Origin of the sequence: Bradyrhizobium sp. 2TAF36, assembly GCF_052114925.1 — a bacterium.
Taxonomy (GTDB): domain Bacteria; phylum Pseudomonadota; class Alphaproteobacteria; order Rhizobiales; family Xanthobacteraceae; genus Bradyrhizobium; species Bradyrhizobium barranii.
This window is the reverse complement of record NZ_JBFRFR010000002.1, coordinates 115,901-129,122: the sequence shown is the minus strand read 5'-3', so window position 1 is coordinate 129,122 and position 13,222 is coordinate 115,901. Positions and strand designations below refer to the sequence as shown.

The 13,222-nt window shown below is 63.5% G+C and carries 12 protein-coding genes; 7 read left to right on the top strand and 5 right to left on the bottom strand.

Annotated elements, in window-relative coordinates:
- Positions 1-94: 94 nt before the first annotated feature.
- On the bottom strand, positions 95-679 hold the full coding sequence (locus AB4Z51_RS01735) for an STM3941 family protein (protein WP_085405216.1): 585 nt from the start codon (positions 677-679) through the stop codon (positions 95-97).
- Positions 680-905: 226 nt separating this feature from the next.
- On the opposite strand from AB4Z51_RS01735, the gene AB4Z51_RS01730 reads away from it, so the two are divergent.
- The 5 genes from AB4Z51_RS01730 to AB4Z51_RS01710 all read left to right on the top strand — a co-directional run bounded on the left by AB4Z51_RS01730 (position 906) and on the right by AB4Z51_RS01710 (position 3,053).
- Entirely contained in the window at positions 906-1,340 is a 435-nt protein-coding gene (locus AB4Z51_RS01730) for a DsrE family protein (protein WP_085405320.1), read from the top strand.
- 255 nt (positions 1,341-1,595) lie between these two features.
- A complete protein-coding gene (locus AB4Z51_RS01725; protein ID WP_028147048.1) occupies positions 1,596-1,919 on the top strand; it encodes an ArsR/SmtB family transcription factor in 324 nt (107 codons plus the stop codon).
- Positions 1,916-2,347: an SRPBCC family protein gene (locus AB4Z51_RS01720; protein ID WP_085405217.1), complete on the top strand. Its 432-nt coding sequence runs from the start codon at positions 1,916-1,918 to the stop codon at positions 2,345-2,347. Before AB4Z51_RS01725 ends, AB4Z51_RS01720 begins: the two co-directional genes overlap by 4 nt.
- A gap of 44 nt (positions 2,348-2,391) precedes the next feature.
- Entirely contained in the window at positions 2,392-2,610 is a 219-nt protein-coding gene (locus tag AB4Z51_RS01715; RefSeq protein ID WP_085405218.1) for a hypothetical protein, read from the top strand.
- 2 nt (positions 2,611-2,612) lie between these two features.
- Positions 2,613-3,053, top strand: a complete 441-nt coding sequence (locus AB4Z51_RS01710) for a DUF1801 domain-containing protein (protein WP_354176354.1) — start codon at positions 2,613-2,615, stop codon at positions 3,051-3,053.
- A 230-nt stretch (positions 3,054-3,283) separates the two neighbouring features.
- Here AB4Z51_RS01710 and AB4Z51_RS01705 read toward each other — a convergent pair whose 3' ends face one another.
- From AB4Z51_RS01705 to AB4Z51_RS01690, 4 genes are all read right to left on the bottom strand, one after another.
- Positions 3,284-4,819, bottom strand: coding sequence for a SpoVR family protein (locus AB4Z51_RS01705; protein WP_028147051.1), 1,536 nt, complete (start codon positions 4,817-4,819; stop codon positions 3,284-3,286).
- Complete coding sequence (locus AB4Z51_RS01700) at positions 4,816-6,093, bottom strand: YeaH/YhbH family protein (protein ID WP_193560884.1); 1,278 nt, start codon at positions 6,091-6,093, stop codon at positions 4,816-4,818. Before AB4Z51_RS01700 ends, AB4Z51_RS01705 begins: the two co-directional genes overlap by 4 nt.
- 28 nt (positions 6,094-6,121) lie before the next feature.
- The gene (locus AB4Z51_RS01695; RefSeq protein WP_063981411.1) at positions 6,122-8,065 is read right to left on the bottom strand and encodes a PrkA family serine protein kinase; all 1,944 of its coding nucleotides are present in this window, start codon (positions 8,063-8,065) and stop codon (positions 6,122-6,124) included.
- Between the two features lie 299 nt (positions 8,066-8,364).
- Complete coding sequence (locus AB4Z51_RS01690) at positions 8,365-9,039, bottom strand: STM3941 family protein (protein ID WP_441496908.1); 675 nt, start codon at positions 9,037-9,039, stop codon at positions 8,365-8,367.
- Between the two features lie 301 nt (positions 9,040-9,340).
- Between AB4Z51_RS01690 and AB4Z51_RS01685 the strand changes: the two genes are divergently transcribed.
- Positions 9,341-12,190: a bifunctional transaldolase/phosoglucose isomerase gene (locus AB4Z51_RS01685; protein WP_441496907.1), complete on the top strand. Its 2,850-nt coding sequence runs from the start codon at positions 9,341-9,343 to the stop codon at positions 12,188-12,190.
- A 12-nt stretch (positions 12,191-12,202) separates the two neighbouring features.
- Positions 12,203-13,201: a phosphogluconate dehydrogenase (NAD(+)-dependent, decarboxylating) gene (gene gnd / locus AB4Z51_RS01680; RefSeq protein WP_441496906.1), complete on the top strand. Its 999-nt coding sequence runs from the start codon at positions 12,203-12,205 to the stop codon at positions 13,199-13,201.
- The last annotated feature ends 21 nt before the right edge of the window (positions 13,202-13,222 follow it).

The following is a 13,222-nucleotide window of genomic DNA, read 5'->3' as shown; positions in this document are numbered from 1 at the left end:
CTCGCGCGACGACCCGGCAGCGCAGCCTATGCCTGCTTCGACCGCCGCTGCGATGCGCGGCATCTTACCCGATGCTGGCGATTCCTCGCCCGCTTCAGCTGACAGCCTCGGGCGCCGGTTCAGGCTCCGGCACGGAGTGGTCCGAAGGGGCCGGTCGTCCGGCGCCCCAATATTGCTTGCAGGTCTCGAGCAATGTCTTGACGTCCATGGTCAGGCCGCCCGCATTGACGATCACGCTGTCAGCGCCAAGCGTCTTGTTCATCAGCGACAAGGCACGCCCCAGGAAGCCCCCGGAGAACCGCCCGGCGACAAGAGGATCGAGCTTGAGCACCACGAACTTCTGCAGGCGCTGCTCCCAGATCTGTATCTTCCGCACGGAGCTCCAGGCGATGGTCTCGTCGGCGAGCCTGAGGTCGCGAATGCCGACACGGCTGATGAAGACGACCGGCGACCTGGCCGAGATCAACCTCCAGAGCATCCTGAAGGTGGCGAGGCCGAAAAACACCGCGCCGACATAGCAGGCGGCGACCTCGAACGTGGTGATGTTCTTGCCTTGCTGCCACATGAATGCGAGCGCAGCGCAGAGCAGCGTCAGCAGCAGACCGGCGCCGAAAAACACCAGCAGCCGTCCCCGGGAATAGCCGATCGTAATGTTGGGCAAGTTCTGACCTACGGACATGTTCGACCGCCACCAGCCTTTTGCAGCAACCCTGGGTTTACGAACGCCCCTTCTCCCGAGTTATTAGGACTGGAACCTTGCGCGAGGCTGCCCACGGGAATGCAAGGCATCGGCACTTGAACGCGCGGCGTTCGGCTTGCGACTAACCGCCAGTCGGCTCTCACCCCCCTCCGATGCGGCCGTCAATGGTTCACGCGCCCGGTGCGATCATGAAAACCGCCGGAGCATCTTGTGGAGCGCCGTCTCGGCCCTGGGCGCGGCGCTTGGCGGCTCCAGCGCGAAGGCCGCGACGGAAGCCGGCGCGGGCGACAAGCTCAAGGTCGTCTATCACCTCAGCGACGCCGAGAAGGTCAATTTCGTGCTCGGCAACATCCAGAACCACATTGACGGCGTCGGCGGCCCCCAACACGTCATCATCGCGCTGGTGATTCACGGGCCGGCGCTGAAGGCGTTTCGCCGGGCACCGGCCAACCCCGACGTCGGCAAGCGCGTCGGCGATTTCTCCAGGGACGGTATCGAGCTCGCGGCGTCCGCCAACACCATGAAGGCGCAGAACGTCACGCTGACGGGTTTGCTGCCGGGCTTCGTCAGCGCGGAGAAGGGCGGCGTGGTCCGCCTGGCCGAGCTCCAGTCGCAGGGTTATCTCTACCTGCGGCCTTAGGGCTGCCCGCGGCGCCGCCACATTCTCCGTCATTGCGAGCCACCGGGTCCGCGCGGAGCGCGGCCCGATGACAGGCTCCGCGAAGCAATCCAGTCCCTCCTCGGAGGCAGACTGGATTGCTTCGTCGCAAGGGCTCCTCGCAATGACGGCGGATAGGGGTGCGTCAGCGAAGCGCCACATCCTTCCATCGCACTTGACTTACCCATAACTCTGCGGTTATGAATTAATCCATAACTTATGGGTTATGGATTTCACATGTCCGCCGCGCACGATCTTCTGTTCAGGACGCTCGCCGATCCGACCCGGAGGGCGATCTTCGAGCGGCTGTGCCGGGAGGGCGAGCAGACGGTCGGGGCACTGACCGCGACTTCAGGCGTTTCCCAGCCGGCGGTCTCAAAACATCTCGGCGCGCTGAAGCAGGCCGGGCTGGTGCGCGACCGCCATGCAGGACGCCAGACCCATTACAGCGCGCAGCCCGGCGCGCTCAATCCGCTGATCGACTGGACCGGCCAGATGGCCGGCTTCTGGCAGAACCGGCTCGATGCTCTCGACGATCTCCTGAAGAGGATGGACCAATGACCGAAGCTGCCGCCGAGATGCGCTCCGTGGTGATCGAGCGCGAATTTGCCTTTCCGGCCGAGCGGATCTGGCGCGCGCTGACGCAGCCGCATCTGATCGAGGAATGGCTGATGAAGAACGACTTCAAGCCGGTCGTCGGTCATCGCTTCAATCTTCGCGGCGAATGGGGCGGCGTGCTGGACTGCGAGGTGCTCACCCTCGAGCCGCAGCGCGCGCTCGCCTATACCTGGAATTTCTCGCATGAGGACGCGGCGTTCGATCTGAAAAGCGTGGTGACCTTCACGCTGACGCCGACGAACGCGGGCACGCATTTGCGCGTCGAGCAGGCGGGCTTCAGCCCGACGCAGAAGCAGGCCTATGGCGGCGCGCATGCCGGCTGGAAGCAGTTTTTCGCCAAGCTGGACGAGGTGCTGGCGCGAGCTGACTAGGTCCGTCGCCGGCCTTCATCCGATCATCTCAAGAGGAGGTTTCATTGACCGGGAATATGTGGGTTCGACAAATCCATCGCTGGCTGTCGCTTGCTTTCACGCTCGCCGTGATCGCGAACATTGTTGCCCTGACGCTGCAAATCCAGGCCACGTGGATCGGGCTGCTGGCATTCGTCCCGCTGATTCCGTTGCTCGCGACCGGGCTCTACATGTTCGCGCTGCCCTATGTCAGCCGTCGCAGCGGCGCGCGGCAAGAGGCGTGATCATGAAGAAGGCTGTGACCGCGAAGACAGGCAGCGCGACCAAGACGGACGGCGCTTCGCCTTCCAGGATGATCGAYGGCAGGATCAAGGAGCTCGGCGACTGGCGCGGCGAGATGCTGGGGCGCATCCGCGGCCTGATCAAGGAGGCCGATCCTGACGTCGTCGAGGAATGGAAATGGCGCGGCGTTCCCGTGTGGGAGCACGACGGCATCATCTGCACCGGCGAGACCTACAAGGCCGTCGTGAAGCTGACTTTCGCCAAGGGCGCGGCGCTGGATGACCCGGCCGGCCTGTTCAATTCCAGCCTCGAGGGAAACGTGCGCCGCGCGATCGACATTCGCGAAGGCGAAAAGATCAACGAGAAGGCGTTGAAGGCGCTCATTCGCGCGGGGGTGGAGCTGAACGCGTCCAAGAAGAAGCCGGCGAAGAAGCGATCGACTTAGACCACGTCAAGTCGATGCAAATTCTTGGTGACGGCCAGAGCAAGCGCCTCGTCCTTCGAGACGACCGCTCCGCGGTCTCCTCAGGATGAGGCTAAGCAGAAGCGCTGTCTGTCGACATAGCTCCCGCACACTCCGTCCTCATCGTGAGGGCCCGCCAGAGGCGGGCGTCTCGAAGGATGGGCCGCGGGCGAGCTACCGCCACGTCGATGTTCTAGCAGCTACCAGCCGTCTCAGGCCGCCGCCGGGATCGGGCGCGGGCTTACGACATATTCGCGCAGGACCTTGTCGTTGGCGTCGACCTCGATCAGTGAGACGTCGTAAGTCCAGAGATCGGCGAGGTGCTGGAGCACGCGCTTGGCGTCGGTCTCGTTGAGCTGCGAGCCCTTGATGACGTGGTGATGCAGGATCAGCCGGCGGTCGCCGGAGAGATCGACGTCGACCACTTCGATGTTGGCATCGATGAAGCCGACATCATGCTGCCGCGCCAACTCGCGCCGCACCCGGCGGAAGCCGCGATCGTCGTGGATGGCATCGACCCGGATGCCGGCGCGCTCCTCGGGATCGTCGTGCAGGTGGAACATGCGGAAATGCCGCATCAGCTTCGGGCTCAGRAACTGCGCGATGAAGCTTTCATCGCGGTAGTTGGCCCAGACGTCGCGCAGCACGCCCATCACGTCGTTCTTGCCGGCAATGTCGGGGAACCACTCGCGGTCCTCGTCCTCCGGCCGGGTGACGATGCGCTCGATGTCCTGCATCACGGCAAAACCGAGCGCATAGGGATTGAAGCCGGAGAAGCGCGGATCGTCGAATTCGGGCTGGAACACCACGTTGGTGTGCGACTGCAGGAATTCGAGGAAATTGCCGTCGGAGATGCGGCCTTGCTGATGCAGCTTGGTCATGATGCGATAGTGGACGTAGGTCGCCGTCCCCTCGTTCATCACCTTGGTCTGGCTCTGCGGATAGAAATATTGCGCGATGTGGCGGACGATGCGCAAAAGCTCGCGCTGCCAGGGCGCCAGCCGCGGCGCGCTCTTCTCCAGGAAGTAGAGCAGGTTTTCCTGCGGCAGGCCGAGCAGCTTGCGGCGGCGTTCGATGCTGAGCGCGGACCGGGTCTTCGACGCCCCCTTCGGCACGGTGCGCCAGAGGTCGTTGAAGACTTCCTCCTCGTGCTGACGGCGGCGCCCTGCCCGCTTCTCCTCGGCGCGCAGATCCAGCTTCTTCTTGCCGGGATAGCGGTCGATGCCGTGCGACATCAGCGCATGCGCGGCATCGAGCGTGCGCTCGACCTCGACGCGGCCGTAGCGCTCCTCGCAGGTCATCACGTAGTTCTTGGCAAAGTCGAGATAGTCCAGAATGCCGTCGGCGTCGGTCCACTGCTTGAACAGATAGTTGTTCTTGAAGAAGTGGTTGTGGCCGAAGGCGGCGTGGGCGATCACCAGCGTCTGCATCGTCGCCGTGTTCTCCTCCATCAGATAGGAGATGCAGGGCGAGGAGTTGATCACGATCTCATAGGCAAGCCCCATCAGGCCCTTGCGGTACGAGGCCTCGTGGAACGCGAAGTGCTTGCCGAACGACCAGTGCTTGTAGAACAGCGGCATGCCGACGGACGAGTAGGCATCCAGCATCTGCTCGGCGGTGATGACCTCGATCTGGTTCGGATAGACGTCGAGCCCGAGATCCTTCGTCGCCACCTCCTCGCAGGCATCGGTGATGCGCTGCAAGGTGTGGAAATCCCAATCGGCGCCTTCGAACAAGCGTTCCGTCATGGAGCGGCTTTCTCCTGGGAGTTTTCGCGGCGCTGGAACAGATCGTGGAACACCGGGAAGATCTCGCTGCGCTCGCTGACCTTGCGCATCGAGAGCGGTGCGCCGCTGTTGCGCAGGCGGTCGTAGAGGGTCCAGAGTGAGGAGTCGGAGAGATCGAAGGCGCTGCCGCCGGACTCCCCGACCTCGAGATAGGCAAAGAACTGGCAGACCGGCAGGATCTTGTCGGTCAGCAGCATGCCCGTGAGCTCGCCGTCGGAATAGGAATTGTCGCCGTCGGAGGCTTGCGCGGCGTAGATGTTCCAGTCCGCCGGATTGAAACGCTCGCGCACGATCTCGTGCATGGCGTGGAGCGCGCTGGAGACCAGCGTGCCGCCCGAGGCCGGACCGTAGAAGAAGGTCTGCTCGTCCACCTCCTCGGCGCGGTCGGTGTGGCGGATGAAGACGATCTCGACATGCTTGTAGCGCCGCTTCAGGAACACGTAGAGCAGCATGTAGAAGCGCTTGGCAAGATCCTTCATGTGCTCGGACATCGAGCCGGAGACGTCCATCAGGCAGAACATCACCGCCTGCGCCACCGGCCGCGGCACCTTCTCGTAGCGGCGGTAGCGGATATCGAGCGGATCGACGAAGGGAATGCGCTTGGTCCTCGCCTTCAGCCTTTCGAGCTCGGCGAGCAGCACCACACGCTCGTCCTCGTCGGTGCACGCCGCGATCGCGGCTTCCAGCTCCTCGATCTCCTCCTTGCGGGGACGCTTGAGCGCGATGCGCCGCGCCAGCGCGAGCTTCACCGTCCGGCTGACCGAGATGTTGGCGGGCGAGCCGGACGTGGTGTAGCCGGCGCGCTGGATGCCCTCGCTCTCGGTCTGCGCGATCTTGCGCTTGGCAAGATCCGGCAGCTCGAGGTCGTCGAGGAACAGATCCACGAACTCGTCGCGGGAGAGGACGAAGCGGAACGCGTCCTCGCTGTCGCCTTCGCCGGGACCGGAATCCTTGGCGCTGCCCTGGCCGGATCGCTGGAGGTAATCGCCCTCGATGAACTTCTTGTTCCCGGGCAACACCATGTCGCGCGTTCCGCCTTCACGGCGGAAACGCGGCTCGTGCATGCCGTCGAGCGGTATCGTGACCTCACCACCCTCCAGGACGTCCTTGATGTCGCGTTCCTGCGAGGTCTTCTTGACGGCGCCCTGCACCAGGGATTTGGCCCGACGCAAGAACCGCTGCCGGTTCTCAAGACTCTTGCCGCCTGGATTCAGGCGCCTGTCAATAATGTGAATGGGCACTTTTCCATCCGCTCCATCCGCCTCAACCGGCCTGCTTCACACGCATGTACCATTCGACGAGCCGGCGAACCTGACGCTCGGTGTAGCCGCGCTCCACCATGCGTGCGACGAACTCGCCGTGCTTCTTCTCCGTCTCGCCGTCCTTCTTCGACCCGAAGGAGATGACCGGAAGCAGGTCCTCGACCTGCGAGAATATCCGCTTTTCGATCACGTCGCGAATCTTCTCGTAGGAAATCCAGGTCGGATTCTTGCCTCCGTTCTGGGCCCGCGACCGTAACGAGAATTTGACCACCTCGTTGCGGAAGTCCTTCGGGTTGGCGATACCCGCCGGCTTCTCGATTTTGGTCAGTTCCTGGTTCAAAAGCTCGCGATCGAGCAGCTGGCCGGTGTCGGCATCCTTGAAGTCCTGATCCTCGATCCAGGCATCGGCGTAGTCGACGTAGCGGTCGAACAGATTCTGGCCGTAATCCGAGTAGGATTCGAGATAGGCCTTCTGGATCTCGTTGCCGATGAACTCGGCGTAGCGCGGCGCCAGGTCCGCCTTGATGAATTCGAGATAGCGCTTCTCGACTTCCTCGGGGAGCTGCTCGCGGCGGATCGACTGCTCCAGCGCATACATCAGATGCACGGCGTCGGCAGCGACTTCCTGCGGATCGTGGTTGAAGGTCGCAGCCAGGATCTTGAAGGCGAAGCGGGTGGAGACGCCGTCCATGCCCTCGTCGACGCCGGCGGCATCGCGATATTCCTGGACGCTCCGTGCCTTCGGATCGGATTCCTTCAGGCTCTCGCCGTCATAGACCCGCATCTTGCCGAACAGCGTGGAGTTCTCGTGCTTGCGCAGGCGCGACATCACCGAGAACCGCGCCAACGTCTCCAGGGTCGAGGGTGCGCACGGCGCGGCCGCGAGCTCCGAGCCCTGGATCAGCTTTTCGTAGATCTTCTGCTCTTCGGTGGCCCGGAGGCAGTACGGCACCTTGATCACGCAGATGCGGTCGATGAAGGCCTCGTTGTTCTTGTTGGCTTTGAAGCTCGACCACTCGGCTTCGTTCGAGTGCGCGAGGATCACGCCGGTGAACGGGATCGCGCCGATATTCTCGGTGCCGATGTAGTTGCCCTCCTGCGTTGCGGTGAGCAGCGGGTGCAGCATCTTGATCGGCGCCTTGAACATCTCGACGAATTCGAGGATGCCCTGGTTGGCGCGGTTGAGGCCGCCCGAATAGCTGTAGGCGTCGGGATCGTTCTGCGCGTAGGTCTCGAGCTTGCGGATATCGACCTTGCCGACCAGCGAGGAGATGTCCTGGTTGTTCTCGTCACCAGGCTCGGTCTTGGAGACCGCGATCTGGCGCAGCCGCGACGGCTGGATTTTTGCGACTCTGAACTGAGAAATGTCACCGCCGAAGGCTTCCAGCCGCTTGTAGCACCACGGGCTCATCAGGCCGGTGAGGCGACGGCGCGGAATGCCGTACTTCTCTTCCAGCATCGGTCCGAGATGATCGGGATCGAACAGGCTGAGCGGGCTTTCAAACACCGGGCTCAATTCATCGCCGGCTTTGAGCACGTAGATCGGCTGCACTTCCATCAGCGACTTGAGCCGCTCGGCGAGCGAGGATTTGCCGCCGCCGACCGGGCCGAGCAGATAGAGGATCTGCTTGCGCTCTTCGAGCCCCTGCGCCGCGTGACGGAAGAAACCGACGATGCGCTCGATGGTTTCTTCCATGCCGTAGAAGCCGGCGAAGGCCGGATAGGTCCGGATGGTGCGGTTCAAAAAAATACGGCCAAGGCGTGGGTCCTTGGCCGTGTCAATCGTCTGAGGCTCACCGATCGCTGCTAGCAGTCGTTCGGCCGCGTTCGCGTATTTCATGGGATCGCTTCGACACGATTCCAGATATTCCGCCATCGACATGTCGTGTTGGCTTCTCGCCTCGAACGACTTAGCGAAAGCGTTGAATAGAGAATCGTTATACATGATCCCTCTCCGCGTGAGTTCCGCCACAAGCTGAAACGAAAGCAGTTACCGGACCGTTCCTCAGGCCATTTCGAATCAGCGTGAGCACATGACGATCATTGGACACCCTGGTGCCAACACGACGCAACGCACAACGTAGGCACTCGTTGAGTTACGAACAGGCACATGCCTGTAATTTGTGCGAATCTGTATCTATCTTCGCTCATTTCCAGAAAATGTCACTTGGTCGCAACATCCGGGCATTACCGGGGATGAGCCCATCCGGCACTGCAACATGGAGCGATCTGCGAGCGGCAATCTTATGACGCTTGTACGGCGAAGCCTTGCGTGCCGCGTTCATCTTCCTGCTGCAATGCGGTGCGCGCAGCGCTCGCAGCATGACAATCGCGGCAAGCGCGCAGCAGTGTATCAAAATCGGTCGCCAAACCCTCGGAGCGGATGACAATCCGTTCATTCTGCCGTTCATTCTGCCGTTCGTTCTCCGCACGGTGCGCCAAGGTGCTCATGGTGCAGAGCTGCCGCTGCAAGGCCGGCGTCAGCGTCAGCACGATCGCCTTGTGGCCGCGGCCTTCCTCAGTCGAAACCTCCGCAATCGAGTCCCACAGCAGAAATTCGTTGCCGATGCGGAGGTCGCGGATGCCATAGGGGGTGACGATCACCACCGGTCCCCGCTCGGCGGGCAGCAGCCAGATCAGCCGGCCGGTCACCAGGCCGAATAGCACGACGCCGGCATAGCCGACCGTCGTATCGTAGTCGCCCAGACCGTCCCACCAGTCGAAGGCAAGGGTCGCACTGAACAGGGTCATCGCGAAACCCGCCGCGACCAGCAGCCGCAGCTGGGTCGTACACGGGCTGATTTCGAGATCGTGGGTCGCATCGATGCATGCGGCCGGCGCGACCGATTGCGGGCTGTCGGCAACAGCGAGCGTCAGGCGGTCATGATGTGCGTGCATGCTTTTCCCCAGCATGGCCATTCGCGGCCGAGCGACGATCTATCAGGCGGACCGTAATCCGCTGATGACACTCCACGCAGACTGGGCTGACGAGACGAAGCGGCTACGTTGGTAACGAGCCCTTGGCCACTGCTCCGGCCGACGACTTTTTACGCAACACGGCTACTTCCGCCTGGATCGCCATGATCGCGACGGAGTTACACTGGAGGGTAGACGCCTATCCCCTTGATTGGTTCCCTCCCGGGAGCATGTAGGTTAGAGGATAGCGCGTCAGGACCGGTGCGGAAACCCCTCGCCGCAGGCTTGGAGATAAATAAACATCATGAATCCCGTCAAAGAACTGGAAAAGCACGGACAAGCCGTCTGGCTGGACTTCCTGGCCCGTGGCTTCATCGCCAAGGGCGACCTGAAGCGGCTGATCGACACCGACGGCGTCAAGGGCGTCACCTCCAACCCGTCGATCTTCGAGAAGGCGATCGGCAGTTCGGACGAGTATGACGCCCCGATCGGCAAGGCGCTGAAGCGCGGCGACCGGACCGTGGCCGACCTGTTCGAGGCCRTCGCGATCGAGGACATCCAGAACGCCGCGGACGTGCTCCGCCCGGTCTATGACCGCCTGAGGGCCGGCGACGGCTATGTCAGCCTGGAAGTCTCGCCCTATCTGGCGATGGACACCGCCGGCACGGTCGCCGAGGCGCGGCGGCTCTGGAAGGATGTCGACCGCAAGAACCTGATGGTCAAGGTGCCGGCGACGCCGGAGGGCCTGCCGGCGATCGAGACGCTGATCGGCGACGGCATCAGCATCAACATCACGCTGTTGTTCGCCAGGGACGTCTACCTCCAGGTCGCCGAGGCCTATCTCGCCGGTCTGGAAAAATACGTCGCCGGCGGCGGCGACCCGTCGCACGTGGCGAGCGTCGCGAGCTTCTTCGTCAGCCGCATCGACTCGGTCGTCGACAAGCAGCTCGACGAGAAGATCGCCCGCGCCAACGATCCATCCGAGAAGGAGCGGCTCGCCGCGCTGAAGGGCAAGGTCGCGATCGCCAACGCCAAGGTCGCCTACCAGGATTACAAGCGCCTGTTTTCCGGCGCGCGCTGGGACAAGCTGGCTGCCAAGGGCGCCAAGCCGCAGCGGATGCTGTKGGCCTCCACCGGCACCAAGAACAAGGACTACAGCGACGTCCTCTATGTCGAGGAGCTGATCGGTCCCGACACCATCAATACCGTGCCGCCGGCGACGCTCGATGCGTTCCGCGACCACGGCAAGCCGCGCGACAGCCTTGAAGAGAACGTCGACGACGCCCGCCGCGTGCTGGAAGAACTGGAGCGCTCCGGCGTCTCGCTCGAGGCGATCACCGAGGAGCTCGTCAAGGACGGCGTCAAGCAGTTCGCCGATGCCGCCGACAAGCTCTATGGCGCCGTCGCCCACAAGCGGGCGACCGTGCTCGGGCCCGCGATCGACCACCAGCTTCTCTCGCTCGGCGACGGCCTCGGCAAGGCGGTGGCCAAGAGCACCGAGGAATGGCGCGCGTCGGCAAAGATCCGCAGGTTGTGGCAGCGCGACAAATCGGTCTGGACCGGCACCGATGAGGACAAATGGCTCGGCTGGCTCGACAGCGCGGCGAAGGCCGACGTCGCCGACTACGAGGACTATGCGAGCCGCGTGAAGGGCCAAAAGTTCTCCGATGCCGTCGTGCTCGGCATGGGTGGATCGAGCCTTGGCCCCGAGGTGCTGGCCGAGACTTTTGCGCGGAAGTCCGGCTTCCCGAAATTGCACGTGCTGGATTCCACCGACCCGGCACAGGTCCGGGCAATGGAGGCCAGGATCGACATCGCCAACACCGTGTTCATCGTGTCCAGCAAATCCGGCGGGACCACCGAGCCGAACGCGATGAAGGATTATTTCCACGAACGCGTCGCACAGGCGGTCGGGCCGAAAGTGAAGACCGGCCACCGCTTCATCGCGGTGACCGATCCCGGCTCGTCGCTGGAGAAGGCAGCGAAGAGCCTCGACTACGCCCGCATCTTCCATGGCGAACCCTCGATCGGCGGCCGCTATTCGGTGCTCTCGCCGTTCGGCCTGGTGCCGGCGGCAACCGCGGGCATCGACGTCAAGACGCTGATCAAACACGCGCTCTCCATGGCCCGCTCCTGCGGACCCGACGTGCCGCCAGGTGAGAACCCGGGCGTCCAGCTCGGCCTTGCCATGGGCCTCGCCGGCCTCGAAGGGCGCGACAAGGTGACGATCCTGTCGTCGAAGAAGATCGCCGATTTCGGCGCCTGGGCCGAACAGCTGATCGCGGAATCGACCGGCAAGGAAGGCAAGGGCCTGATCCCGATCGCCGGCGAACCACTCGGCGAGCCCGCGCTCTACGGCAACGACCGCTTCTTCATCGACATTCGCACCGAAGGCGAAGCGGACCCAGCGCATGACTCCAAGCTCGCCGCGGTCGAAGCCGCCGGCCATCCCGTCGTGCGCATCGTGATGAAATCGATCGACCATCTCGGTCAGGAGTTCTTCCGCTTCGAGATGGCGACGGCGGTCGCTGGCAGCATCCTCGGCATCAACCCGTTCGACCAGCCGGACGTGGAAGCGGCCAAGATCAAGACCCGCGAGCTCACCGCGTCGTTCGAGAAGACCGGTGCATTGCCGGCCGAACAGCCGGTGGTCAGCACGGATGAGGCCGATCTCTACACCGACGAGGCCAACGCCACGGCRCTGCGCGCCGCCGGCGCCAACGGCGACCTCACCTCGTGGCTGAAAGCGCATCTCTCCCGCTCGGGCCATGGCGACTATGTCGCCCTGCTCGGCTACATCGCGCGCGACAAGGCGACGATCGACGCACTCCAGGCGATGCGTCTCGAAGTGCGCGAGAAGCGTCACGTCGCGACCTGCGCCGAGTTCGGACCGCGCTTCCTGCATTCGACCGGGCAGGCCTACAAGGGCGGGCCCGACAGCGGCGTGTTTCTCCAGATCACGGCCGACGATGCCAAGGACTTGTCGGTGCCGGGCCAGAAGGCGAGCTTCGGCGTGATCAAGGCCGCGCAGGCGCGCGGCGACTTCGACGTGCTTACCGAGCGCGGCCGGCGTGCGCTCCGGGTCCACCTCAAGGGCGGGCTCAAGAAAGGTCTCGCGGCGCTCAACGCGGCGCTTAACGATGCGCTGAACTAAGGGAATCTCTCGATGCAACTCGGCATGATCGGCCTCGGCCGGATGGGCGGCAACATCGTTCGCCGCCTGATGCGCCACGGTCATACGACCGTAGTCTACGACAAGGACGCCAAGGCCGTCGCGGGTCTCGCCGCAGACGGCGCACAGGGCTCGGCGACGCTGGAAGAGTTCGTCGCCAAGCTGGAGCGGCCGCGCACAGCCTGGGTGATGCTGCCCGCCGGCCACATCACCGAGACGACGATCGACACGATCGCGGGCGTGATGCAGGCCGGCGACGTCATCATCGACGGCGGCAATACGTTCTGGCAGGACGACGTCCGCCGCGGCAAGGCGCTGAAGGAGCGCGGCATCCATTATGTCGATGTCGGCACTTCAGGCGGCGTCTGGGGGCTCGACCGCGGCTATTGCATGATGATCGGCGGCGAGAAGCAAGTGGTCGACCGGCTCGATCCGATCTTCGCGGCGCTTGCGCCCGGCGCCGGCGACATTCCGCGCACGGAGGGACGTGAGGGGCGCGATCCCCGCATCGAGCAGGGCTACATCCATGCAGGTCCCGTGGGCGCCGGCCATTTCGTCAAGATGATCCACAACGGCATCGAATACGGCCTGATGCAGGCCTATGCCGAAGGTTTCGACATTCTCAAGAATGCCAACATCGAGGCCTTGCCGGCGGATCATCGCTACGATTTCGACCTTGCCGATATCGCGGAGGTGTGGCGGCGCGGCAGCGTGATCCCGTCCTGGCTGCTCGACCTCACCTCGACGGCGCTCGCCGACAGCCCTGCGCTTGCGGAATATTCCGGCTTCGTCGAGGATTCCGGCGAAGGCCGCTGGACCGTGAATGCGGCGATCGACGAGGCCGTGCCGGCCGAAGTCTTGACCGCGGCCCTCTACACACGTTTCCGTTCCCGCAAGGAACACACCTTCGCCGAAAAAATTCTCTCCGCAATGCGCGCGGGTTTCRGCGGCCACAAGGAGCCGAAGCAGCCGGGCGCTTCGAAACCCAAATAAGAGCCGAAGTAACAAGTAACA

Excerpts from the sequence above, each read along its gene's own strand:
- AB4Z51_RS01695 (WP_063981411.1), bottom strand. The coding sequence starts at position 8,065 with ATGTATAACGATTCTCTATTCAACGCTTTCGCTAAGTCGTTCGAGGCG.
- AB4Z51_RS01735 (WP_085405216.1), bottom strand. The coding sequence starts at position 679 with ATGTCCGTAGGTCAGAACTTGCCCAACATTACGATCGGCTATTCCCGG.
- AB4Z51_RS01690 (WP_441496908.1), bottom strand. The coding sequence starts at position 9,039 with ATGGCCATGCTGGGGAAAAGCATGCACGCACATCATGACCGCCTGACG.
- AB4Z51_RS01725 (WP_028147048.1), top strand. The coding sequence starts at position 1,596 with ATGTCCGCCGCGCACGATCTTCTGTTCAGGACGCTCGCCGATCCGACC.
- AB4Z51_RS01720 (WP_085405217.1), top strand. The coding sequence starts at position 1,916 with ATGACCGAAGCTGCCGCCGAGATGCGCTCCGTGGTGATCGAGCGCGAA.